At 52.5% G+C, this 23,737-nt stretch carries 17 protein-coding genes; 13 read left to right on the plus strand and 4 right to left on the minus strand.

What is annotated here, in order from left to right; translation table 11 throughout:
* The first annotated feature begins 210 nt into the window (after positions 1 to 210).
* The 11 genes from EDM56_RS07990 (at position 211) to EDM56_RS08040 (ending at position 14,646) form a co-directional block, all read left to right on the plus strand.
* Entirely contained in the window at positions 211 to 2,403 is a 2,193-nt protein-coding gene (locus tag EDM56_RS07990; RefSeq protein WP_122917367.1) for a hypothetical protein, read from the plus strand.
* A 31-nt stretch (positions 2,404 to 2,434) separates the two neighbouring features.
* Positions 2,435 to 3,610, plus strand: a complete 1,176-nt coding sequence (locus EDM56_RS07995) for a HEAT repeat domain-containing protein (RefSeq protein WP_122917368.1) — start codon at positions 2,435 to 2,437, stop codon at positions 3,608 to 3,610.
* A 16-nt stretch (positions 3,611 to 3,626) separates the two neighbouring features.
* Positions 3,627 to 5,048: a glycosyltransferase family 2 protein gene (locus EDM56_RS08000; RefSeq protein ID WP_122917369.1), complete on the plus strand. Its 1,422-nt coding sequence runs from the start codon at positions 3,627 to 3,629 to the stop codon at positions 5,046 to 5,048.
* 7 nt (positions 5,049 to 5,055) lie between these two features.
* The gene (locus EDM56_RS08005) at positions 5,056 to 5,847 is read left to right on the plus strand and encodes a response regulator transcription factor (protein ID WP_246009304.1); all 792 of its coding nucleotides are present in this window, start codon (positions 5,056 to 5,058) and stop codon (positions 5,845 to 5,847) included.
* A 19-nt stretch (positions 5,848 to 5,866) separates the two neighbouring features.
* Entirely contained in the window at positions 5,867 to 7,228 is a 1,362-nt protein-coding gene (locus EDM56_RS08010) for a nucleotide sugar dehydrogenase (protein ID WP_122917370.1), read from the plus strand.
* Between the two features lie 48 nt (positions 7,229 to 7,276).
* On the plus strand, positions 7,277 to 9,109 hold the full coding sequence (glmS, locus tag EDM56_RS08015; RefSeq protein ID WP_122917371.1) for a glutamine--fructose-6-phosphate transaminase (isomerizing): 1,833 nt from the start codon (positions 7,277 to 7,279) through the stop codon (positions 9,107 to 9,109).
* A 121-nt stretch (positions 9,110 to 9,230) separates the two neighbouring features.
* Positions 9,231 to 9,446, plus strand: a complete 216-nt coding sequence (locus tag EDM56_RS08020) for a hypothetical protein (protein ID WP_122917372.1) — start codon at positions 9,231 to 9,233, stop codon at positions 9,444 to 9,446.
* On the plus strand, positions 9,443 to 10,819 hold the full coding sequence (gene glmU / locus EDM56_RS08025) for a bifunctional UDP-N-acetylglucosamine diphosphorylase/glucosamine-1-phosphate N-acetyltransferase GlmU (protein WP_122917373.1): 1,377 nt from the start codon (positions 9,443 to 9,445) through the stop codon (positions 10,817 to 10,819). The genes EDM56_RS08020 and glmU overlap by 4 nt, the downstream gene beginning before the upstream one ends.
* Positions 10,816 to 11,724 (plus strand): hypothetical protein, encoded by a 909-nt coding sequence (locus EDM56_RS08030; RefSeq protein WP_122917374.1) that lies wholly within the window; start codon positions 10,816 to 10,818, stop codon positions 11,722 to 11,724. The genes glmU and EDM56_RS08030 overlap by 4 nt, the downstream gene beginning before the upstream one ends.
* Before the next feature lie 148 nt (positions 11,725 to 11,872).
* The gene (locus EDM56_RS08035; protein ID WP_122917375.1) at positions 11,873 to 13,582 is read left to right on the plus strand and encodes a hypothetical protein; all 1,710 of its coding nucleotides are present in this window, start codon (positions 11,873 to 11,875) and stop codon (positions 13,580 to 13,582) included.
* A 140-nt stretch (positions 13,583 to 13,722) separates the two neighbouring features.
* Complete coding sequence (locus tag EDM56_RS08040) at positions 13,723 to 14,646, plus strand: MBL fold metallo-hydrolase (RefSeq protein WP_122917376.1); 924 nt, start codon at positions 13,723 to 13,725, stop codon at positions 14,644 to 14,646.
* A 64-nt stretch (positions 14,647 to 14,710) separates the two neighbouring features.
* Here EDM56_RS08040 and EDM56_RS08045 read toward each other — a convergent pair whose 3' ends face one another.
* From EDM56_RS08045 to EDM56_RS08060, 4 genes are read right to left on the minus strand one after another with little or no spacing between them, the layout of a single operon-like run.
* Positions 14,711 to 15,316 (minus strand): pentapeptide repeat-containing protein, encoded by a 606-nt coding sequence (locus EDM56_RS08045; RefSeq protein WP_122917377.1) that lies wholly within the window; start codon positions 15,314 to 15,316, stop codon positions 14,711 to 14,713.
* Positions 15,317 to 15,326: 10 nt separating this feature from the next.
* On the minus strand, positions 15,327 to 17,138 hold the full coding sequence (locus EDM56_RS08050; RefSeq protein ID WP_122917378.1) for an SH3 domain-containing protein: 1,812 nt from the start codon (positions 17,136 to 17,138) through the stop codon (positions 15,327 to 15,329).
* Positions 17,138 to 18,091 (minus strand): hypothetical protein, encoded by a 954-nt coding sequence (locus EDM56_RS08055; RefSeq protein ID WP_122917379.1) that lies wholly within the window; start codon positions 18,089 to 18,091, stop codon positions 17,138 to 17,140. The genes EDM56_RS08050 and EDM56_RS08055 overlap by 1 nt, the downstream gene beginning before the upstream one ends.
* Positions 18,057 to 18,236: a hypothetical protein gene (locus tag EDM56_RS08060; protein ID WP_122917380.1), complete on the minus strand. Its 180-nt coding sequence runs from the start codon at positions 18,234 to 18,236 to the stop codon at positions 18,057 to 18,059. The genes EDM56_RS08055 and EDM56_RS08060 overlap by 35 nt, the downstream gene beginning before the upstream one ends.
* Before the next feature lie 334 nt (positions 18,237 to 18,570).
* Between EDM56_RS08060 and EDM56_RS08065 the strand changes: the two genes are divergently transcribed.
* Together EDM56_RS08065 and EDM56_RS08070 are read left to right on the plus strand one after the other, a co-directional pair.
* Positions 18,571 to 20,316 (plus strand): vWA domain-containing protein, encoded by a 1,746-nt coding sequence (locus EDM56_RS08065; RefSeq protein WP_122917654.1) that lies wholly within the window; start codon positions 18,571 to 18,573, stop codon positions 20,314 to 20,316.
* Positions 20,317 to 20,329: 13 nt separating this feature from the next.
* Positions 20,330 to 23,728, plus strand: a complete 3,399-nt coding sequence (locus tag EDM56_RS08070; RefSeq protein WP_122917381.1) for a tubulin-like doman-containing protein — start codon at positions 20,330 to 20,332, stop codon at positions 23,726 to 23,728.
* Positions 23,729 to 23,737 lie beyond the last annotated feature (9 nt).

Genomic DNA, 23,737 nt, shown 5'->3' on the forward strand with positions numbered 1-23,737 from the left:
TGGGAACAAGCTGATTCCGGATTATATAATGGCAACAAAGCTGGCTGCATTTTACAAAAGCTGACAAATGGTGCGTGGAATGCGTTTCCCCCATCATTTCACGATATAGAAATGCATGAGGAAGCCGGGTTTGCGCAACGGATTCACGAGGCGCGAACGAAATAGGAGGTCGAATGAGTTTTGGCACGGAATAAGAGGCGGCTTCGCTGGATGGGCTTGCTCGCCGTAGTCGTGGCAAGCGCAGGTTTTCTTACCTGGTACTGGCAGCCGCCGCCAGTTGAAAGCATGCAGACTACCGATGGCGTCAAGCTGAAGTTTCGCACACAGGGAGATCAAATCGAAATCTATCAAAACCAAAAATGGCAGCCTTTCTTTGCGAAAGGTATGAACCTCGGCGCGTCGCTGCCGGGGCATTACCCAGGTGAGCTGCCGATGACAAAAGAGGACTATATGCGGTGGTTTTCCATGATGGATGAGATGGGGGTCAATGTGATTCGCATCTACACGATCCATTCGCCGGTCTTCTATGAAGCATTGGTTGATTTCAATCGAAAGAAACAGGGTGAACCTTTGTATTTCATGCAAGGGATCTGGAGCCCGGAGGAAAAGCTCGCTGAGAAAAAAGATGCGTATCTGCCGGAGATTCGCCAGGAGTTTCATCAAGAGATCGCGGATGCGGTCGGCGCGGTGTACGGCAAAATCACGATCCCGGAAAAACCGGGGAAGGCGAGCGGGACCTATCGCGCCAATGCGGGACCGTACCTGCTCGGATGGCATACCGGAACGGAATGGGACCCGCTGATGGTGCAAAAGACGAATAAGCTACACCAAAAAGATGCACTTCCGCCAGGCACTCATTTCCAAGGGACGAAACAAGCGACACCTTTTGAAAAGTGGTTAGCCGAGATGGTGGACGATGTGGCTACGCAAGAGAGCAAGTATAACTGGCAGCATCCGATGACCTTCACCAACTGGGTGACGACCGATCCGTTGTCCCACCCTGGTGAGCCGATTTTGCAGGAGGATTTGGTTAGCGTTGATCCGACGCACATTCAGGCAACGAATTGGCAGGCGGGTTACTTTGCTTCCTACCACGTCTATCCGTACTATCCGGATTTTTTCCGGTATGACAAGACGCTGCAGACGGTGAAAAGCAAGAATGGCCAAATCGATACGTACAAAGCGTATTTGCAAAAGCTGAAGGCATATCACAAAAACATGCCGGTCATGGTCACCGAGTTTGGGGTGCCGGCTTCCTGGGGAACGGCGCATTTGGGCAATTTGGGTCGCGACCAAGGCGGGCATTCCGAAAAAGAACAGGGTCAAATCGACGCCGACCTGCTCAAAGAGATTCATGAGGAAGGGTATGCGGGCGCCATCCTGTTTGTGTGGCAGGACGAATGGTTCAAAAAAACGTGGAACACGATGAAATATGAGCTGCCGGAGGACCGACGGGCGTTCTGGATCAATGTGCTGACCAATGAATCGCTGTTCGGTGTGCTCGGGATGTATCCGGGCAAAGAAGATGAGCTGGCGATTGACGGTGATGCGAGTGATTGGGACAAGCTCAAGCCGGAAGAAAAGCAACGGCTCGATATCCAGATGCCAGGTGTGAAAGAAATGTGGATGACCCATGACGAAGGGTACGTCTACATCATGACGAAGCTAGACCATGCGTTTAACCCTGCAGCCGAGACCCTATATCTGGGGGTCGACACGTTGCCGGGCGGAAATCGCCATGCTGCTGAATTGGGCGGGCACACGCTTGACGAGGGATTGGACACATTGATCGAGTTGGGCAACGACAAGGAGAGCGGCGTACGCATTGCCTCTAATTACGATTTCTTCACCCGACTCTATGGGAAACGATACCGTATGGTGCAGGTGCCGCTGCAAGAGCAGCAAGATAATTCGGGCATCTTCAATCCGTGGAAGCTGGCGGTCGGCCTAGAAATGGAGCCGCCGGACAGCAAGACATATCATCCGTTGGAAGCGGTGAACGCCGGGCAGTTAGTGAGAGGCACATCCAATCCGAACGATCCAGCTTACAATTCGCTTACCGCATGGCAAGCGAAAGGGGACACGGTGGAAATGCGCATACCGTGGATGTTGCTCGGATTCACGGACCCAAGCTCTCTGCAGGTGATGAGTTACCAGGATGCGGGGAAAGCATTCCGCAGCGAAACGACCAAAGGCATCCGCTTGCTGCCATGGATCGTTGAGCGAAAAAGCAAAAGTGTGATCGGGCTGGGGCCGGATACGGCGGTGGTCCCGGTATCCAAACTGCCGCGCTATACATGGCAGCCATGGGAGCAAGTCAACTATGTCGAGCGGAAAAAGCAAAGCTTTGGGATCATGCAAAAAGCTTTGGGCGAGATAAGCCCGACGCAGACAAAAAAATAGAAACCATGTGTGGATAGGAGAGGAGATTTTCGTGGAGACACATTTGGCGACAGCAATTACCTTCATCTATGCGCTCACGGGAATAACGGTTATTGGGTTGATTGTGCTGTTTGCGATCAAGCTGCGGCATGTTGCAGAAGAAAAGCGGACGGCGCGCTGCATGGAGACCCATCAAGATTACTTCCAGTACGTACAGGCTTACATCGAGGAGGAAGAGCGGCTGCAGTTGCCGCCCGGCACGGTTACGCTTGCCGAGCGGCGGATTATCCAGAAGAAGCTCTTTGAATTGATTGAGCGCTTCAATGGCGCGCATCGCGAAAAGCTGATCATGCTGTGCCAGGACTTGGGACTGGTGGAGTACGATTTGCAAAGGCTGCGCAGCTGGCGCAAATGGACGCGCATCGATGCGGCTTACAATCTCGGCACCATGCGGTCGCCACTGGCCGTACCCGAGCTGCTTGGGCTGCTTAGACGGAGCAGCTACGATCCGAGCATCTTCATTATCGCCCGGGCAATTGCCAAATGCGCGGAGGACGAGGGCACGCTGCGTGAATTAGTGAAGCTGATGAGCATCTATCAAAAAAGCTTTCATCAGCTCATCGTGGATATTTTGAGCGAATCGCAGGTCGATTTCATCCCACTGTTGATCTCGTTATTGAAAGAACAGGACCAAGAATTGGTCAAAATCGCGCTGGTCGGTCTTTCCTTCCACGCAGAACTAGGCATGGAAGGGCCGCTCGCCAACTTGAGCCGCTCGACGGACAAGGAAGTAAGAATCAAAGCGATCAAACTACTCTGCCGAGACAGCCGCTTCCTGACAAAAGAGCGTATCAACCGTTTCATGAGTCACGCTGATTGGGAAGTTCGGGCGATTTGCGCGAAAGCGATCGGCGACTTGGGTCTGCAAGGCTACATTCCATTGCTGAAAAAAGCGGTAGGGGATTCCAACTGGTGGGTCTGCCGCAATAGCGCGCATAGTTTGGCCCAGCTTCATGTCGATGGTTTTGTGGCGCTGTGCGAAATTTTGCAGGAAAACAACGAGTCAGGCAAGCTGGAAATGGCGTACCACGTCATTCAGGAAGAGCTTGAAAAAGGCGAATCGATGCAGTCCGATCTGGACGTGCAGCTCGATTACAATCACAAACTGCATGTGTATCAAAAGCTGAATAAGCAAAAGACAGCTGCGATGCACGCGCTGGAAATGTAGCAGGAAGGAGGAAGACATGAGAGAGTTTCTGCTTTATTACGGCATCTTTGCCATCTACTACGTCATTGCGATCAACTCCATGTATTTTTTCATCATGATGTTCTCGTTCAAGAACATCATGACGATTTTGAAAAGCTCGGTTTATTCGCGCTTCCAGAAGTTGTCAGGTTCGGAGTACGTACCGCCGATCTCGATTTTGGTTCCGGCATACAACGAAGAGCTGACGATTATTGAAAATGTTCGTTCGCTTCTGTCATTGAACTATCCACGGTATGAGGTGATCGTGGTCAATGACGGCTCGAAGGACGATACGCTGCAAGTCTTGATCGATCAGTTTGAGCTGACAGCGGCCAAGCATCAACCGATCAACCGGGTGCTGTCCACGTCGAAAGTGAGGGGGATTTACCACAATCCCGCTTACCCGAACCTTTATCTGATCGACAAGGGGAACGGGGGAAAAGCGGATTCGCTCAATGCCGGAATCAACCTTTCCCACTACCCGCTGATCGCTTCGATCGACGCGGACTCCTTGCTGGAAAAAGACGCGCTGATCCGGATCGCCAAAGTTTATATGGAAAATCCGGAAGAGACGGTTGCAATCGGTGGCGATATCCGCATCGCGAACGGCTGCAAGATTGAAGACGGAGTCGTAAGCGACATCCGCTTGCCGAAAAAGCTATTGCCGATGCTACAGTGTGTCGAGTATCTCAAGGCGTTTCTCGGCGGCCGGATCGGCTGGAGTGCGATCAACGGGTTGATCATCGTCTCGGGGGCGTTCGGCGTGTTCCGCAAAGACTATGTGGTCAAGGTCGGCGGCTATCGCGAAGGTTATCCCGGCGAGGACATGAACATTATCATCAAGCTGCACAAATACATGCTGGAAAACAAGCTGCCGTATCGGATCGCGTTTGCGCCGGACGCGGTGTGCTGGACCCAGGCGCCCGATTCGTTCAAAATTTTGGGCAGCCAGCGGCGCAGATGGGGCCGCGGGAATCTGAAAAACATGATCGAGTACGGCAAAAACATGGTGCTACGTCCCAAATACAAAGTGTTCGGGATGATCACGCTGCCGTTCAACATCTTGTTTGAGACACTCAATCCGTACTTCCGGCTTACCGGTCTATTGGCGCTCATCGGCTATACCGCTCTCGATATGACGAACAGCAAGATTTTGCTGGTGTACGGGCTGCTCAACATCCTGTATGGCGTGCTGCTTGGTATCGGTTCGCTGCTTCTTGAAGAAATCGCATTTCGCCGTTATCCGCGCGTGCGTGATATCGTCAAAATGCTTTTCTATACAATCCTTATGTTTTTTGGCTATCGCCAGATTGGCGTCATTTGGAGATTCCTCGGGCATATCGAGTTTTTGCGCAACAACAACTCGTGGGGAACGATGACGCGAACCAGCTGGAAGCTGGAAGAGAAAAAATCTAGTTAGGAGGAAAATGACGTTGAGCAGTCTCGTGCAAAGTTTTTACCAGTTCCTTACCCATTGTGAAGAAAACCGGTTATCATGCGGAGCCATCCTTGCCAGATGCAAAAACTTCTCTAAGGAATTGCTGGATACCATGCGATTCGATCTGGAAAAGGAGCGGCCCACGGTAGTGGCGCAGTATGTCTTTGACGCAAGCAAGGGCATTTTGGGCGTAATCGTGGAGGGACAAAAGCTCAGCGACACCCATTTTCATTGCTTGCTGGTGAAAGATTACCTGCTGCAGCGAAATTTGTTGGGCGGGTCCCTCTTGGTCGCCAGCTTTCCAGAAAGTGCGGAAACCGCGTCGGAAATGCTGATTCGCATGATCCAGGAGATCAAGGAGCCAGGCGTGCTGGGGGCGATCAAAATTTATGACCATCGCATCGAGGAAAGGCAAGAGGAAGCAGCGAGCATCCTGTTGATCAACAACGATGAAACCGTGACAGAATTTTTGCGCATCTACCTTCAGCGCAAAGGATACCAGGTCCATGTCGCGTGCGATGGGATGGATGGTGTGAACAAGTACCAGGAAGTCACCCCCGATCTGGTCATCACCGATCTGAATTTGCCGATCATGAATGGTTATCAAATCATGGAGCGCATCCGCAATGAGGCAAAGCAGGCAAGCAAAATCGTTGTGTTAACCGACAAGCGGCTCGAAGAAGACGTCAGCAAATCGTTTGCCATGGGGGCGTCGGATTACATCACCAAGCCTTTTTCCCCCACGGAGCTGGAAGCACGCGTCAAACGTTTAATTTCATAAAATAGAGGAGAGAGCCAGAATGGATCGATATACAGAACTAAAAAAACGTTTTCAAATGAAAACCGCAAAAATCGGTGTGGTTGGATTGGGATATGTGGGCTTGCCGCTCGCGATGGAAATCGTAAAAAGCGGGTACACCGTCGTCGGGATCGACCTCGATCAAAGCAAAATTGAAAAATTGAAGGCGGGCAGCTCCTATGTGCAAGATATCGCCGATGAAATTTTGCAGGAAGCGAATGCGACCAACCGCTTTATCCCGACCGCCGATTATTCCGTGATTGAGGGCCTCGATGCGATCAGCATTTGCGTGCCGACGCCGCTCAGTCAAAATCAGGACCCGGACACATCCTATATCACCAAAGTGGTTGACCAGATCAAGACCTATATGAAAAAAGGGCTGCTCATCACGCTGGAGAGCACCACGTATCCAGGGACGACCGAGGAATTGATCCAGTGGGAGCTGGAAGCGATGGGCTACAAGGTTGGCGTCGACTTCTTCCTTTGCTATTCGCCGGAGCGCGTCGATCCGGGCAATAACCGGTTCACGACCTTCAATACACCGAAAATCATCGGCGGCACGACGGAAGCATGCCAGGAGCTGGGGACGCTCTTGTACAGCAATCTGGTCAAAACCGTCGTACCCGTTACCTCGCCGAAAGTGGCTGAAATGTCCAAGCTCTTGGAAAATACGTTCCGCAGCGTGAACATCGCGTTCATGAACGAAATGGCGCTGATGTCCGACAAAATGGGCATCGACATTTGGGAAGTGATCAAGGCAGCTTCTACCAAACCGTTCGGATTCATGCCGTTTTATCCGGGACCGGGTATTGGCGGACATTGCATCCCGCTTGATCCGATGTATCTGGCTTGGAAGGCAAAAGGCTTCCGATTCCACAGCCAGTTCATCGAAATCGCGCAATCGATCAATGTCAACATGCCGGATTACGTGCTGAATAAGACGGCACAGGTGCTGAATGTGAAGGCGAAATCGATCAACAATTCCAAGATTTTGATTCTCGGCATGGCGTATAAGCCGGATGTCGATGACTTGCGCGAATCGCCGGGCCTCGAAATCTATGAATTGTTCAAGCACAGTGGAGCGACGGTCGATTTTTACGATCCGTATGCCCAAAGCTTCCTAGACAAACACGGCAAAGTGATTCCGTCGATCAGCTACGATTTGGAGCGGATGAAAACGTATGACTGCATGGTGCTTGTCACCAACCATCGCTGCTTCAATTATCAGGAGCTCGCCGATTTGGGTGTTGGCATCATCGATACGCGCAATGCGTTTGACGGAATTCGTAGCCCGAACATCTACAAGATCGGTACGCCGATTTCCATTCAGCAAGAAAAAGAACTGTACAGCCTGTTGGCATAAGCGAACGGGTCACCGGAGCTCGTCTTAACTGAAGGAGGAATTACAAGTATGTGCGGAATTATGGGATATATTGGCTTCAGAGAAGCGCAAACCATTTTAACCAATGGGTTGAGAAAGCTGGAATACCGCGGCTATGATTCGGCCGGAATCGCCGTAAGCAATGGCGATAAAATCACGGTCTGCAAGGCAAAGGGCAGAATCGACGTACTGGAGCAGCAGGTGAGCGAGGTAAGCCTTGCGGGCAGCGCAGGCATCGGTCATACCCGCTGGGCGACCCATGGCCGTCCTTCTGATGAAAACTCACATCCTCATGTCGATGAGACAGGCAAATTTTCGATCGTCCATAACGGCATCATCGAAAACTATTTGGACATCAAGCAAGAGCTAATCGACAAAGGTGTGACGTTCACCTCGGAAACCGATACGGAAGTCATCGTTCATTTGCTTGCCGACCTGTATGATGGCGACATCGTGTCGACTGTACGCAAAGTGGTGGGCAAAATTCGCGGGGCCTTTGCGCTGGGCGTCATGTGCGAGCATGAGCCGGACAAGCTGATTGCGGTCCGCTACGCCAGCCCGCTGATCATTGGTGTCGGCCAAGGCGAAAACTTCATCGGCTCGGACATTCCGGCAATCCTTGAGCATACGCGCGATGTGTACATTCTCGACGACGGCGACCTGGCAATTTTGACAAAAGAATCAGTGACGGTCGTTGACATCCACACCAATGAGCCGCAAGCGCGTGAGCTTGTGCGAGTGGAATGGAACAAGGAGCAGGCCGAGAAGGAAGGCTTCCAGCATTACATGCTGAAAGAAATTTACGAGCAGCCGCGCGCCCTGAAGAGCACGATGGCGGGCCATCTTGATGAGGCCGCGGGCAAGGTGACGTTTCCAGGCTTGCGCTTGACAGCGGAGGAGCTCAAGGAGATCGACAAAATCTTCATCGTCGCTTGTGGTACAGCGTACTATGCCGGGCTGGTCGGCAGATACGCAATCGAGCGGCTGACGCAAATCCCGGTCGATGTCGATGTGGCCTCCGAGTTCCGTTATCAGCGACCGCTGGTGACCGCCAAAACGTTGACCATCGTCGTCAGCCAATCCGGAGAGACAGCGGATACGCTCGCTGCGCTGCGTGAAGCGAAGCGACTGGGCTCAAAAGTGCTCGCGATCACCAACGTGGTCGGCAGCACGATCGCACGGGAAGCGGATGATGTGATCGCCACGATTGCTGGTCCTGAAATCGCAGTCGCGTCGACGAAAGCGTACACCGCACAGCTGATGGCATTCTATCTGTTTGGCCTGTATCTGGCGCAGGAGAAGCAAACGATCGATCCGCAGGAGCATGCGACCTTGATCGCCGCTCTGAAGAACGTGCCGGAACAAGTGGAAAAAGTGTTGGAGAACGCCGACGATCTGCGCACGTTTGCCGAAGGGATCAAGGATGAGAAGAGCGTATTTTTCATCGGACGCGGCATCGATTTTGCCGTGTCGCTCGAAGGCTCGCTCAAGCTGAAGGAAATTTCCTACATCCATTCTGAGGCTTATGCCGCAGGCGAGCTGAAGCACGGAACACTTGCGCTGATCGAGGAAGGCACACAAGTGATCGCGTTGTCCACGCAGGCCGAACTGCACGAAAAAATGATCAGCAACATTACCGAAGTGAAGGCGAGGGGCGCGAAGGTGCTCGGCATTACGCCGGATTCGCACATCGAATTGCATCGTACCGTCGATGAGCTTTGCTTCATTCCGACTACGGCACCGCTGTTCACACCGATTTTGAGTGTAGTTCCGCTGCAGCTGATCGCTTACTATACATCGCTCGCATTGGGAAATGACGTCGATCGTCCACGCAATCTCGCCAAAAGCGTGACGGTTGAATAGCGGAAAAGGAAAGAACACGCAAACGTTTTCGGTCTGGGTCTCGCTATAAGAGTGAGGCCCGGCTATCACCATACAGCACATGGCAGCTGATCAAATTGGAAAAAGAAGGAGGAACAGATGGATGAATACCTCTCAACCAACGATGGACCAGCGAGTTTTGTATGAAATCATGCTGCGTGCCTATCGATTGGGCAGCCAGGCAAACATGGATTCGAAAGAGATCGTGCAAAAAATGGCGGGCGAGCTACGCGCCTACCTCCAGCCAGACCATACGCCAATCGAGCGGATGGACCGGGCGGAGTTGAAACGGACGAATAGCAAGGAGGTAGCAGGATGAAGACACATGCAATTGTACTCGCAGCAGGAAAAGGCACAAGAATGAAATCAAGCCTCTACAAGGTGATGCATCCGGTTTGCGGCAAGCCGATGATTCAGCATATCGTCGATTTGCTGCAGAAGCTCTCCCTGGAAAACATCGTGGTGGTAGTCGGCCATGGGGCTGAGGCCGTCAAGGAGCAGCTCGGCGATCGCGTGCAGTTCGCGTTTCAGCCGGAGCAGCTGGGGACGGCCCACGCAGTCTCGATGTGCCGCGATCAGCTACAGGGACAGGATGGCATCACGCTCGTCATCAATGGCGACACTCCATTGGTGAAGGAAGAAACACTGCAGAGCCTGTTTTCCTATCACCAAAGCAAACAGGCGACGGCTACCGTCCTGACCACGCTGTTGCCTGATCCGACCGGCTATGGCCGTGTCATCCGGGACCAAAACGGTGATGTCAACCGCATCGTGGAAGAGAAGGACGCCACTCTTGGACAAAAAAAGGTGTGCGAGATCAGCACCGGCATCTTTTGCTTTGATAATCGCAAGCTGTTCGAGAGTCTGACTCAGGTGCGCAACGACAATGCGCAAGGGGAGTATTATTTACCCGATGTACTCCACATTTTGAAAGAACAGGGGTGCCGGGTCGCCGCCTTCATGACGAGTGATCCTTCTGAAGGAACGGGCGTCAATGACCGGGTGCAGCTGGCTCAGATGGAAGCGCTCATGCGCAAGCGGATTTGCGAGCAGCATATGCGCAACGGTGTCACGCTGATCGATCCGTCGTCCACGTATATCGATGCGGATGTCGAGATCGAGCCGGACACGGTGATCCATCCAAGCACGTTTTTGCGCGGGCGGACGCGGATCGGCAGCGCGTGCGTGATCGGCCCGAACGCGGACGTGACCGATTGCCTGATCGAAAGTCACGTCAAGATCACCCAGTCCACACTTGCGGGAAGCATCATCGGCGAAGAGGCGACGGTGGGGCCGTTTGCCTACATTCGTCCACAGTCCGAGGTGGGCAGAGGCGCGCGTGTCGGCGACTTCGTGGAGTTGAAAAACACCCGGATCGGCGCGTTTTCCAAGGTGTCTCACCTCTCCTATCTGGGAGACGCAGAGGTGGGACAAGGCGTCAATGTTGGCTGCGGCGTCATTACGGTGAATTATGACGGCGTGGAAAAGCACAGAACGGCCATCGAAGATGAGTCGTTCATCGGCTGCAATGTAAACCTGATCGCTCCGGTGACGGTCGGGGAGGGTGCCTATGTGGCGGCAGGCTCGACCATCACAGAGGATGTGCCTCGACAGGCGTTGGCGATCGCGCGGCAGCGGCAGCAAAACAAAGAAGCGTACAGTGTGAAAAAGAAACTGCAAGAGGTGCGATGAGCGGTTTGCGCTCGATCCAATCGGAAAAAAGGAAACTTTTCGCATTGGTCGCCATGCTGCTTATTCTCTCTGCCGTTGTGTTTTCACTCTACAAAGACAAGCCTGTCACCACGGCGACCTGGATTTGGGACGCCACGATCATCACCGAACAAGCCGACGATGTTATCGCCTTTGCCAAAGAAAACGGAGTGAACCTGATCTATTTGCACATTGAACAAAACAAGATCGCCCCGGACCAATACCGCTCCTTCATCAAGGCGGCGGGTCAAGCGGGCATCAAGGTCGATGCGCTCGGCGGCGACCGGAACTGGGCCCTCACCGACAATCAGAGTAATATTTCCAGCTTCATCTCCTGGGTGAAGGACTATAACAGCCAGGCGGCAGAAGCGGAGCGGTTCCAGGGCATCCACGTTGACATCGAGCCCTACTTGCTGTCCCGCTGGGAAAAACATAAGGATGACGTAATCGAGCAATGGATGGAGAACATGGAGTTCGTCGTTAGCGAGACGAAAAAAGATCCGGGGCTTACCGTAAGCGCGGACTTGCCGTTTTGGATCGATACGCTGAAGGTGCCTGGGGATTCGGAGAAGGTCAGTAGCTGGATGCTCGACCGGCTGGACAGCATCACCCTGATGGCGTACCGCAACTATGCGGAAGGGCCGAACGGCATCGTCGACATCACGCAGCGGGTGCTGGCGGATGCCAACGACCGGAAAAAAGCGTCCGTCATCGTCGGCGTCAATATTTTAGAGTCAAAGGAAGGGGATAACGTCAGCTTCCACAAGCAGGGAACCACAGAAATGGAAAGGGAGCTGTCGATTTTGCAGTCTGCGCTGGCCCAATCCCCCTCATTTGCAGGATATGCCGTCCATGATTACAAAAGCTGGCGCAAAGCCAGTCAGTAGGCGGGGGAGACGATTAGTCTCTCCCGCTTTCATTTTTTATACAGATAAGAATTTATAAAATTCTTATCCAGTATAAGGGCAACCGCGGCTTAAGCCAAAAGCATGGCGTAGCCAGGTTTTCTAACTCACATCAAAAGGAGGAAAGCGAATGAAAGCTGCCCGTCTCTATCTCTGCCTCCTTGGCATTGCCATGTGCTTTTTGGTTGGTTTTTCTTCGCCTGAAAAGAAGAGTAAAGCGACCTGGATTTGGCAGGCAGAGCTTATCGGGAAAGAACAACAGCAAATTCTCACGTTTTGTAAGCAAAATGAAATCAACTTGATCTATTTGCGGATCGATCAGGGAAAGCCGGATGACGACTATCGCGCATTCATCCGGCAAGCGACGGCGAACGGGATCGAAGTGCATGCGGTTGGTGGCCATCCGACATGGGCGCTTGCTTCCGGAAAGTCGCGCATGCTGCAGCTCGCAAAATGGGTCAAGCGCTATAATGAGCAGGCAGATTCAGATGAACGAATCAAAGGCATTCAGCTGGATGTCGAGCCTTATATGCTGAAGCAATGGGAGACCGATCAAGAGGACGTGCTTGTCCAATGGCAAGCGAATGTGAAAGCGTTCATGAAGGAAGCGGGTGCCGAATCGGATCTGCAAATTGGCACGGCACTCGCATTTTGGCTGGATGAAATCCCGGCTCCGAATCAGCCTGACATGTCGATGGGCAAATGGATGATCAGCCAGTTTGATACGGTCACGATCATGGCGTATCGCAACGAGCTCGATGGGAGGAACGGCATTCTGTCATTGGTGGAAAAGGAAATGAGCGACGCGGATGAATTGCATAAACCGGCGATCATCGCGGTCAATATGAAAAAGATGAATGAGCGTCATACGTCGTACGCTGATGTGGGCGCGGCGGAAATGAACCGCCAATTGGCCCAATTGCCACAGGAAATGGCTGCACATCCATCGTTTGCAGGAACGGCTGTCCACGATTTCCGCTATTGGAAGCAAGCGGATGCCCCGTCCGAGGAGGTGCCGCCTGTGGAGGTGCCGGCGACAAAAGGGATAAAAGGGACCTACATTTGGGAAGCGGAGCAGATCATGTCCGAGCCCGATGAGATCCTCGCGTTCGCCAAGGAGCATGGTCTCAATTTCCTCTACGCCCGCCTTGATTTGGATCAACCGTTTTCCGTGTACCGCAATTTCGTCAAGAAAGCTCATGCGGCAGGGATCGAAGTACAGGCGATGGGGGGGCATCCAATCTGGGCGTTGGAACAGAACCGACCGCGTATCATGCGCTTGGTCAAGTGGGTGAAAAACTACAATGCTCACGTCGAAAAAGATGAGCGGTTCCAGGGCATCCACCTGGATATCGAGCCGTATGTGATGCCGATTTGGCGCACCGACAAGGAGTCTTTGCTGCGTCAATGGATGGGCAACATCCGTGCGTTTGTACAGGAAACAAAAGACTCACCCGATTTGAAGACGAGCGTCGATTTGGCTGTATGGCTGGAAAATACACCGACGCCTGGCGAGCCCGAGCTTCCGTTCAGCAACTGGATGATCAAGCAGGTGGATCAGACGACGCTGATGGCGTTCCGCGATCATGCCGAAGGCCCGGGCGGGATCGTGGATATCGTGAAAAATAAGATGGCTTACGCTGACTCGATCGGCAAACCACTGATGGTCGCCGTTGAGATGAAGGAAAGCCACGAAGGCAACTATGTCTCCTTCCATGAGGAGGGCAAAGCCGAAATGAACCGCCAGCTCGAGCTGATGGCGTCACATTTGGAGAAGTATGACTCGTACAGTGGCTTTGTCGTTCATGCCTACGATTATTGGAAAACCAGCAAGGAATAAAAGAAGGCTCCCCCGGGGATTGAGGGGGAGCTTTTTGCCGTGTGCGCCCTGTTTGTGGCAGATGCGCGCTCCACCCTTGCAGGCTGCACGCAATTACGATTATCCTTAGCAGTAGCAAGCGTTTGTGCAGGAGGAAACAGATGCGAAAACGATACGGCAACATGGACGGGATCGAAAACAATCACGCTTTTCTCGATGGCTGGCGGTGGATGAAAGAACGGCGGAGCAAGCAAAAGGATTTGTCCACACAGATCCCTGTCGCCGAACAACAGCTGCATCGCGAAGTTAAGCAAAACCAAACGAAAACGACGATCACCTGGATCGGACACTCGACTTTTTTGATTCAGATGAACGGGCTGGCCATACTGACAGACCCGGTCTGGGCGAAGCGAATGGGTTTTGCCAAACGGCTTACCGAGCCGGGCTGGTCGCTCGCCGAATTGCCGGAGATTGATATCGTCGTGATTTCCCATGGCCATTATGACCATCTGGATTTTCCAACATTGCGGCAGCTGAAAGGAAATCCACACTATTTCGTGCCAGTTGGCCTGAAACGGCTGTTTGCCAAAAAAGGGTACCCGAATGTGACGGAGCTGAACTGGTGGGAATCGGTGCAGCACAAGGACCTGGAGCTGCATTTCGTACCGGCCCAGCATTGGACGCGTCGCACGCCGTTTGACACGAATACGTCGCATTGGGGCGGCTGGGTGCTCCGCAAGGCGGGTGAGACGCTTTATTTCGTCGGAGACACAGGCTATTTCCGCGGCTTTGCCGAAATCGGCAACCACTTTGATATCGATATCGCGCTGGTACCGATCGGCGCCTATGAGCCGGAATGGTTCATGAAAGTGTCTCACATGACGCCGGAGGAAGCGGTGCAAGGGTTTATCGACATGCGCGCAAAGACCTTTATTCCGATGCATTATGGGGCCTATCGCCTGGCGGACGATACGGGACCGGAGGCCTTGGCGCGATTGCATGCAGCGTGGGAGAAGGCGGCTTTGCCAAAAGAGCGACTGCACGTGCTTGCGATCGGCGAGACGCTGTTTGCAGAGCGAGAATAGAAGGCTACAGAAACAAAAAACCATTCGGGCGAAACGTTATGACACGTCTCCCGAATGGTTTTTTTTACTCGACCCGTGCCCCGAACGAGCGCAGAAACGAAATCGCTTGCGCGGCATCCATCCGTGCCCCTTTTACCTCGACCGTGCGAAAATCAATGCCGTCGAGGATCGCTCCGCGCAAATCAGCCCCTTCAAACGTCGCTTTGGATAATTGGGCGCGCGTCAGGTCCGCGTTGCGTAGGTCTGCTTTGCCGAATTCGGTTCCGTACAAGTCAGCCTCATAAAAGCGAACCCCGCGTAAATCTTGCTTTGTCAGTTTGGCATGCCGGAGTATCGTATACGACCAATCTCCCTCGTCGATCGTGATGCCGTCGAGCTGCGCTTTGGTAAAGTCGCTCCCCGTCATTTTGCACTGGCGAAACTGGGCGACAAACAGGTTTGACTCTTGCATTTGGCAATTCGCGAACACGGTTTCCGTGTGGATCGAGGCATTCAGCTGCGCGCCCCGGAAATCGCATTCGATGAAGCGGCAGCTGTTGGTGACGACTTCTGACAGTGAAGCACTGGTAAAACGGCAGCGCACAAAGGTGCTCCGCGTCAATTCGCGGTCACGCAAATCTTCCGAACGAAAATCAACCTCTTCAAAATGTGCTTCAAGATAAGGCTCCATAGTGTCTCCTTTATGGTTTGATCCATCCGGCCGCACCGTTGTATTCGATTCGGTACCAGCCATTTTTCTCAGCTTCGATTTGAAGCGTATCGCCTGCCGTCACTTGCCCGATAACATCCGAGCCAGCGTCGGGGGAGGCGTGTACATTGGTGATTTGTTGGATCACCAGCTGCTTGGGAGTTGCGGCGGGATCAACCGGTTTGGAACCGTCCGCAGGTGCTATGGTGTTGTTCCCGCTGTTATCTGTACTGCCGCCCGATTCACCAGCACCGTTCGTTCCCGTGTCGCCATTGCCGCCCCCCAAACCATCTGTGCCCTGTCCCGATTCGCCATTGCCTGAATCCGAAGGCTCATCAGTCGTTTTCCCGATGTAAGACAGCGAGCTATCGTGCAATTGATAGGGGGCCTCCGTCTGGCCTTCGCCCTCACCAACTGGATTCTCAAACACGAGAAGACCGGGCTCCTGGACGGTCAGCCCGTCCGCTTCCATCAGAAACCATTTTTTTAGCGAGGATGGATTGACCGCATATCCAGTAAAAGTAGATTTCCGATTGGGAGAAGTAGATTCTACTAACAAGACGAGCTGGTTGTTTTCGGCGATAGACTCGGTAAGCGACAGTTTTTTTACCCGGGTGCTGTCATCAAGGGCAGCATCCCAAAAACGCACGTCGCCGTCTGTGAGCTTGGCAGCGTAATACAGCTGGTTTCCATCAGCTACACCGGCAGCATACAGCTGCGCACCGAATCGATCTTTCCCCGACACAACATCGCTGAACGTTTTATCCGGGTACTGCTTTTGCAATAACTGAAGCGGGTCATGGTCGAGCCAGCGGTCCTGGAGCTGTGTCAAATAACTTGCAGTCGATTTGTAGGCACCAAGTGCCTGGTATAGCTCAATCGCCTTGTCGAACGCATTCCCCTTTACATACTGCTCGGCCTTTGTAAAGAAGCCGTCGATTTTCCGGTCGATCAGCGCGAGCACGTCGGAGGCGTTCGGTAGCACATCTTTGATCTGTTCGTAAAGTTTCGCGTCGTTGATAAACGCTTCGATATTGGCGCTCTCCTTGGATAGCGTCTGCAGGCCGTATTGTTCCAGTGCATCGACCAGCCAGGGAGCGTTAAAATGATTTTCCTGATATAGCCGCAAGCTTTTGGCCGTATTGCCGACCACCGTGGCGAAGCTTTGGTTTTCTTTTTGGTCGCGGAATTTTTTCCGGTCATAGTTTTTGAACAGGGCAGTAAGCTCTTTTTCCTTGCCGCCCTCGAAATAGTCGCCCGGCATGGCGATCAGATTAGGGATAAACGATTCATCTTGATAGCTTCCCTTTTTCAGATTGTTCGCCATCTGCGCCTCGAATTGCGCTCTGTACTGGGAAAATTCGCTCTGCATGTCTTTTTCGATGGAAAGCCCAGTGCTGATTTGCTGGAAATACGCTTTTTGCGCAGGTGGCTTTTGGCTAAAGGACGCTTTCAGGTCTGCATAGCTGCGATACGTCTCAAGCAGGGCTTTGTAGTCCTTCCCCTCATGCGATAGCGATAGCCGGGCGTCGATGTCAGCAAGCTGGCTGTGGATTTGGTCAAGGGCGCCAAGCGCCTCGCGAATCTCGGGATCGCCGTACGTGATGGCATCGTATGTTTGCGCGGAGGAAAAGCGCTCGACGGCCTGTTCCAGCTTGTTTTGCTTGTAAAGCGCTTCGGCCTCCCGAATCAGGCTGACTTCCCGCGCGCTTGCATACAGCTTCAGTACGACGGCGAGGAAGGCGAGCGCAAAGGCGATCAGCAGGATATTGCGGACCAAGGTCGTTTTTTGATAGAAGCTCATCAGGCAGAACCCCTTTGGAAAATTCCTTTGAAATCAGGATCGAACGAGTAGCGTGCTTGGACGAGCGCTTCCGTCCGTGCATACAGCTCTGCCCATTCCGTGCGGTACGTACTGGCTAATTTTGCTAGGCGCAGCAAACGTTCTTTCGAAAGATATTCCAAAAATTCAAGGATAAACTCGTAATAGTCATCCACATAGGCTTTCATCCGTAAGGCAGCACCGGCTACATTTGCCAGTATTTCCGTGCCGTTTTCGTGCCGCAAGATTTCATTCTTGTAAGCGACGGCATAATCGAGCACTTTCTTTTTGATCAAGGAGCGCTTCACCTGCGCGACTTTTCGCAAATACTCGACGAACTGGTAGTCATAGGAAGAAGGAACCAGCGTATCTAACTCCAGCTCCATATCGCTGCGCAGCACAAACTGGTTCAGGCAGGCGATTTTCCGGCGCTTGATCGGATCATTGTTCAGGAAATGACTGACCTCCCGCAGCTTTTCATAGGCGGTTTTCGGATTGCCTTCCTTCATGTCGACGGCGATTTCATCGAGCTCGCGCATCAGCGCCAGCCTGATTTTTCCTCGCTCCGCGTACAGGAAACGCCGAAAGTGCACCGACCGCTCATAGCGGGCCAGTTGTTTTTGCAAGGAAAACGCCACCCCGAACAAAACGATGCTGCCGATGATGCTGCCGATGAGCGACGGCAATGTTTGAGCAGAAATGATCGCGAGGCAAAGCAAAATGCCCAAAAACAGCAGCGAGCTTTGCCCTTTGCGCTGTGACCAAGCGTGAGCGACCTGCTGGATGGGCGTAAGGCGGCTTGTTTTGCCGCATTCCTCGCATTCGTCTTGCATCCGGATTGAGTAGGTTCCGCAATGCTGGCAGAGCAGGAGCCGTTCGTAGGCGTAATTCGTTTTTTTGCTATCGGTAAAGTGGACGGCCAGTTTCTTTTTCATCTGGTTCTTTCTCCTCATTCAGCATGGTAAGAAATAGTTGATCAGTATCGCGGTCAGAGAGGTAGCGCTTTTTGTGCGCATACAGGACGAAAAAGCGGATTGCCACGAACAACGCCGCGATCGCTAGTAAGAAATAGGTGAGCATGTCACATCTCCCGAGATCAGATTTGTCGAACATTGTCGATGCGGTAATTTCGTTGTAACTTAACTACGTGACGCATCGTATAACAGGTAAGCCCTTCATTTGTCCTATTTTTTACTTGCGGATGCCTTACAATTTGCGACAAAAGGGGTCATCCGGTGCGCTCTTTCATTGCTTTGCAAAAATGCTGTGGATTACAATGAACTGGAGAATAGCTGCAACATTTGCTAGATATTGAATTATTTTACTACACTACTCTCCAATATCAACCTTAAGGAAATGGTCGGAGGCCCTAAGTATGGTTCAACTTACAAGAAAAACCACCTGGTTACTCGCAATGATGCTCGTTCTTTGGGTGCAGCTAGGCGCCATGCTGCAGGCGCATGCTGCGAATGCTACGAATGCAGGCAAGCTAGACGCGGTGCTCGTCGTCGATGTCAGCAACTCGATGACGACAAGTGACAAACATAACATCAGCTCAGAAGCGATGAAAATGTTCGTCGATATGACATCTGCCCAAGGAAACAAGATTGGCGTCGTCTCGTATACGGATAAGGTCGAGCGGGAAAAAGCGTTGATCGCTGCCAACTCGCCCGCAGACAAAGCGGAGATCAAGTCGTTTATCGACAGTCTCCACAAGGGCGCCTATACCGATATCGCGGTGGGCGTGGACGAAGCGGTCAAAATTCTTGAGGCCGGTCATGATCCGGCCAATTATCCGATGATCGTGCTGCTCGCGGACGGCAACAACTATTTGAATACTGCCTCATCGCGCACGCAGCAGCAGTCAGACAACGAGTTGCAGGCAGCGATCAAGACCGCCCAGCAAAGCGGCTACCCGATTTATACGATCGGATTGAATGCCGACGGGCAGCTCAACAAAGATTCGCTGAAAAAAATCGCGGCCGATACGCAAGGGAAGTTTTTTGAAGCGAGCACGGCAGATCAGCTGCCAAGCATCTTGAGCCAAATTTTTGCCGATCACCTGAAGCTCAAGGTCGTGCCGCTGACCAGCATGACGGCCAATGGGCAATATCAGGATGTCACCATTAAGATCCCAAATGCGAGCGTGATGGAAGCCAACGTGTCGATCATGTCGGGCAATCCGGTTGAGCTGAAGCTGTATGCGCCAGACGGCAAGGAAGTGAGCCTGACGTCAAACAATGTGCAGCTATCCCGCTCGAAAGCGTACTCGATGCTCAAAATCGTCTCGCCGGTGCAAGGCGACTGGAAGCTGAAAGTGAAAGGCGTCACACGGGACAAGATCGACATCAGCATGGTATTTAACTACGATTTACAGCTGGCGATGGAGCCGATTCCGGTGAAAACGTACAGCAAGGGCGACACCATCGCGATCAAAGCCGCACTTACCGAAAACGGACAAAAGGTGACGAGCGCAGATGTTTACAAACAGATGAAGGCGACGCTTCTGGTGACAGATACGGCCACGAAGCAGGTTAAAGAGCTGCCGCTCGCAAATACTGGCAGCGGGTTTGAGGGCAGCTACAGCGTGGAAGACACGCACCGCTACGAACTAAAAATCAAGGCGGAGGCGTCCAGCTTTTACCGAGAGACACAGCCGGTGATCGTCGATGCATCCACAGCGGCAGCTTCTGGCACACAGACACCGGCGAAGCCGGCCGAACCGGAAAAGCCGTTCCCGTGGCTTCTTGCCATCGGCTGTCTGGTTGGCGCCATTGTACTGATCATCGCGATCCTGTACATTTTGGCCGCGATGAAAAAAGCGAACAAAGGCTTTATCGGCCAGATCGCGATTGAAATATGCGACGAGGATACGGGGAGCAAAACCCCTCCCCAATACAAAAAGCTGAACACGTTCAAAGGTAAGGTGAAGCTCCACCAGCTGCTCCAGCTTGCGCCGGAACTGGCGGAAACGGACAAGGTCACACTGGTGCCGGGCAAAAACGATACGATCATCATTTTCAACCGTTCGGCGTGCACGATTGAAAAAGCAGGTAGGGTGCTTGATGCGGCAGCGGGCAAAGAGCTCAAGAAAAACGACCGGATCAAGATCATGCTGCAAAACGTAAATAAATCGATCTACGTCGATTACATTGTTTAGGAGATGAAAAACGATGAAAGCACTTGTCAGAGAACATATCCAACAGCTTGACGTATCGCAGGGCGGCGGGATCGTCAGCGAAAAAATCCGCGTCCAGACCATCGATAACCCGATGCTCGTAATCGGAATCGGCGGAACGGGGATCGATGCGCTGCTGCGTTTGAAATACCAAATCAACAGAAGGTTCAAACTGCCAGAAGATCCATTATCGAGAAAGAAAAAAGAGAAGCCGGACAATATTGAATTCATTGCGTTCGAGACGAACGAGCATGACCGCAACAAGCGCTACAAAGGTATCGGCCTCGATCCGATCACGGAATTCGTGCTCTTGTCCAATCCAGAGATCGGCGGCGTGCTGCAAAACCGCAGCATTTTGGAGCCGTATATCACCGAGTGGCTCTCCCCTGAACTGAGTATCACCGACGGGATCAGCGGCGCATCGGGCGTGCGGCAGGCAGGCCGCCTGTTAATGTTTACCAAAATTACACAAGTGGTGCAAACCATCGAGAAGAAAATCAAGACGCTGACCGAGGGCACGAACAAAAAGCTGATGGTTTTCATACTGACTGGATTGTCCGGGGGGACGGGGAGCGGCTGTTTCCTCGATATCGCCTATATCGTTCGCGGGATTTTGGAGAAGGAATTCGGTAGCGCCGGCGTGGACCGCGTCAATACGCTCGGCTACGTATTCACGCCTGATGTCAACCTGTCCAACAAGAGCCTGAGCACGCATACGCGCGATTACATCGCGAAGAACGGTTATGCCGCTCTGAAAGAGCTGGATTACTGGATGAACGTGGACGAGCGGATGGAACGGTTCAAGCAGCAGTACGGCAACTTGCTGTCCGTCAATTCGCCGATGCCGCCATTTAACCTGTGTCACCTGATTTCGGCAACCAATTTGGAAGGCAAGCCGCTTGAGAACGCATATGACTACTGCATGAATGTAACGGCTGAAAATATCACCAACTTCATGGCGAATGAAGAAAAGCAGTCCGGCGAGGAATTTGCCATCCATGACTACATCAGCAACATTCGGACGAACATCAACCAGATGCCGAAAGCTTATGCAGCCAACTATCAGTACAACGTCATCGGTGCGTCCTCCGCGGTGCTTCCGATCGAGGAGATCACGACCTATTTGGCGTATCGCCTGTTCAAAAAAATGGAAAAAATGTTTACGGTCGCGCCGACACAGGAAGATGCGGAGAAATTCGCCCGCAAGCTGGGCATCGACATCGACACCGTTGCCCGCAAATTCGAGGAGCGCGTGCCGGAGCCGATTCCAGGCTACGAGAACAGCGAGCGCCTCGCCTACAACAACGTAATCAAGCAGCAGTTGGTCAGCATCGACAACGAGCTGGAGCAAGGCTACCTGGCCAAAGCGCGCGAAGCCTACATCAAGTGCAAAAAGCAGCACCCGGGCGAATTGGTGGAGACGTTCTCCGAAATGATCGCCAAAGTGTTTCTGCATCCGGAGCAAGGCCCGTTCTATGCGTCGCGCCTGATCCATTCTGACAAAGGCTTCTGCCTGCTGAAAATGATTTCTTCCTATATTGAAAGCTTGAAGGTCAATCTGGACGGCTTTCCACGCGAGATCGATGGTGCGCGCGAAAATGCCAACGAAAAGCTCGGCGACGCCCGCAGCGCATTTATCTCCAAGGAGAAGAAGAAAAACGCCTACATCGAAGCAAAGATTCATGAATACCAGCTTCACGCCGATCAGGAAAAAATCGAGCAGATGATCGAGTTTTACGAGGATTTGTACCGCCTCTTAAACGATGAGAACAACCGGATTTACAACGTGTTCTCCGAAATTCTCAATGCGCTGAACCAAATTTTTGACAAAAACGGCGACATCCTGATCAACGGTGAGGAAGAGACCGACAAGACCGGCAACAAAACTTATTACTGGAACATCGTCAACGTGCCTGATATCGCCGGAGTGATCAGCAAGTTCATGGACAATAAGAGCACCGACGATTTGATCCGCGAGTTCACCGGTTTGCTTCTGAAACGTTCTGACAAGTGGGTTCGCGAGCAAGAGGTCGATATCATCAATGAGATCTCCGACTTTTTGAGCGACGAATTCGGCGACTTGATCACCAAATCGATGGAAGAGTTTTTGCAAATCAAATATGGACAGGATGAAACAATCGAACGAATCATCGAGCGCAAAATCGCCAACAAGCTGGACGAGGAAGCGATTCCGGTATTCCATCTGAGCAACAGCGTTGGCAACCTGCACTTCCCGTCATGGGGCTTCGTGTCCGTTCCGGTGAAGGCGCCTGGCATTTTGAAGGGGATCAAAAACTATCAGAACACCTCGATCAGCGGCTCGCGTTTCACCGTGAAGGAGAGCGAGGTCAAAAACCGGATCTTCTGGCTGAATACGAAAAACGGGGTACCGCTCTTTGTCTATACACCACTCAGAGTGTACGAGGAGAGCTACGAACGGACGATCCTCGAAAGAGAAGGGATCGGCCGCCATCTGGTGCAAACGGAGAAAAACAACTGGGCGTACTTGCCATCGCCAATCCCGGAAAAATCATGGGGCGAGACATACAGCAACAATCGCGTCCAGGCGTACAACACGCGCATTCGCCAGCTGTTCGTACGCGCGCTTTCGTTCGGCTGCATCGTGGAGAAGAATGCCGATAGCAAGACGAGCAGCCGCTACGAATGTATTGGAACGAAGCCGTTTGATCTGCAGGCGGTGCTTAGCAAATACAAGCTGCAAGCAGGGCAATCTGCGCAAACAAAGCCGAACCCAGGCGAAACCAAGCGCTGCTTGGATGAGCTGAAAGGATTGCTTGTGGGCGGCCTGGAACGAGTGCTGGTCCGCGACATTTTCGGCAGCGTCAATGAAGAGATGGCGCAGGAAAACTTGATCCGCACCCCTGAATTGATCAAGCTGGTGAGCGAAGAAGTGGAAAAATACGCGGCCATCCAAAGCAAGATTGATGAGCTGGAAGCAACGCTCGCTACGATGAAGGGCGAGGAAGCGCTGCTTGATCAGTTCGTCGAGGTCATGTATACCGGCACCATCTGCAAAAAAGGAGCGCTGTACGTCTACGACAAGGATGAAGAGGAAGATGCATGGGAGCCGTTCGTCAACTTGATGAAGGTGAACAAGTGGATCGAATTCGCGATCTATGAAAAAATGCGCGAACTGGAGCCGAAGCATTTGAACCTGTTGTCCCGCAAAGCGACGAAGCGCAGCAACGAGCTGACGAATCAGGAAGATACGCAACAATTGGTCGCCAAGCTCGAAGAACTGGCAGCCGCTTTCCAAAAAGGCAAAAACGATCTGGAATACGACCGTGACGACCTGATCAATGGCGAGGAAGTGTACCAGTTCTATAAAAACGCCTGGTCCAAGCTGAACAACATGCTGCAGACGCTGAAGTAGGGCGGCTCG

Source organism: Brevibacillus fluminis, from assembly GCF_003710825.1.
GTDB lineage: Bacteria > Bacillota > Bacilli > Brevibacillales > Brevibacillaceae > Brevibacillus_D > Brevibacillus_D fluminis.

Coding starts and splice junctions, on each gene's coding strand:
- EDM56_RS07990 (WP_122917367.1), top strand. CDS start 211: ATGGGCTTGCTCGCCGTAGTCGTGGCAAGCGCAGGTTTTCTTACCTGG.
- EDM56_RS08000 (WP_122917369.1), top strand. CDS start 3,627: ATGAGAGAGTTTCTGCTTTATTACGGCATCTTTGCCATCTACTACGTC.
- EDM56_RS08005 (WP_246009304.1), top strand. CDS start 5,056: ATGACGTTGAGCAGTCTCGTGCAAAGTTTTTACCAGTTCCTTACCCAT.
- EDM56_RS08010 (WP_122917370.1), top strand. CDS start 5,867: ATGGATCGATATACAGAACTAAAAAAACGTTTTCAAATGAAAACCGCA.
- glmS (WP_122917371.1), top strand. CDS start 7,277: ATGTGCGGAATTATGGGATATATTGGCTTCAGAGAAGCGCAAACCATT.
- EDM56_RS08020 (WP_122917372.1), top strand. CDS start 9,231: ATGAATACCTCTCAACCAACGATGGACCAGCGAGTTTTGTATGAAATC.
- glmU (WP_122917373.1), top strand. CDS start 9,443: ATGAAGACACATGCAATTGTACTCGCAGCAGGAAAAGGCACAAGAATG.
- EDM56_RS08030 (WP_122917374.1), top strand. CDS start 10,816: ATGAGCGGTTTGCGCTCGATCCAATCGGAAAAAAGGAAACTTTTCGCA.
- EDM56_RS08035 (WP_122917375.1), top strand. CDS start 11,873: ATGAAAGCTGCCCGTCTCTATCTCTGCCTCCTTGGCATTGCCATGTGC.
- EDM56_RS08040 (WP_122917376.1), top strand. CDS start 13,723: ATGCGAAAACGATACGGCAACATGGACGGGATCGAAAACAATCACGCT.
- EDM56_RS08045 (WP_122917377.1), bottom strand. CDS start 15,316: ATGGAGCCTTATCTTGAAGCACATTTTGAAGAGGTTGATTTTCGTTCG.
- EDM56_RS08050 (WP_122917378.1), bottom strand. CDS start 17,138: ATGAGCTTCTATCAAAAAACGACCTTGGTCCGCAATATCCTGCTGATC.
- EDM56_RS08055 (WP_122917379.1), bottom strand. CDS start 18,091: ATGAAAAAGAAACTGGCCGTCCACTTTACCGATAGCAAAAAAACGAAT.
- EDM56_RS08060 (WP_122917380.1), bottom strand. CDS start 18,236: ATGCTCACCTATTTCTTACTAGCGATCGCGGCGTTGTTCGTGGCAATC.
- EDM56_RS08065 (WP_122917654.1), top strand. CDS start 18,571: ATGATGCTCGTTCTTTGGGTGCAGCTAGGCGCCATGCTGCAGGCGCAT.
- EDM56_RS08070 (WP_122917381.1), top strand. CDS start 20,330: ATGAAAGCACTTGTCAGAGAACATATCCAACAGCTTGACGTATCGCAG.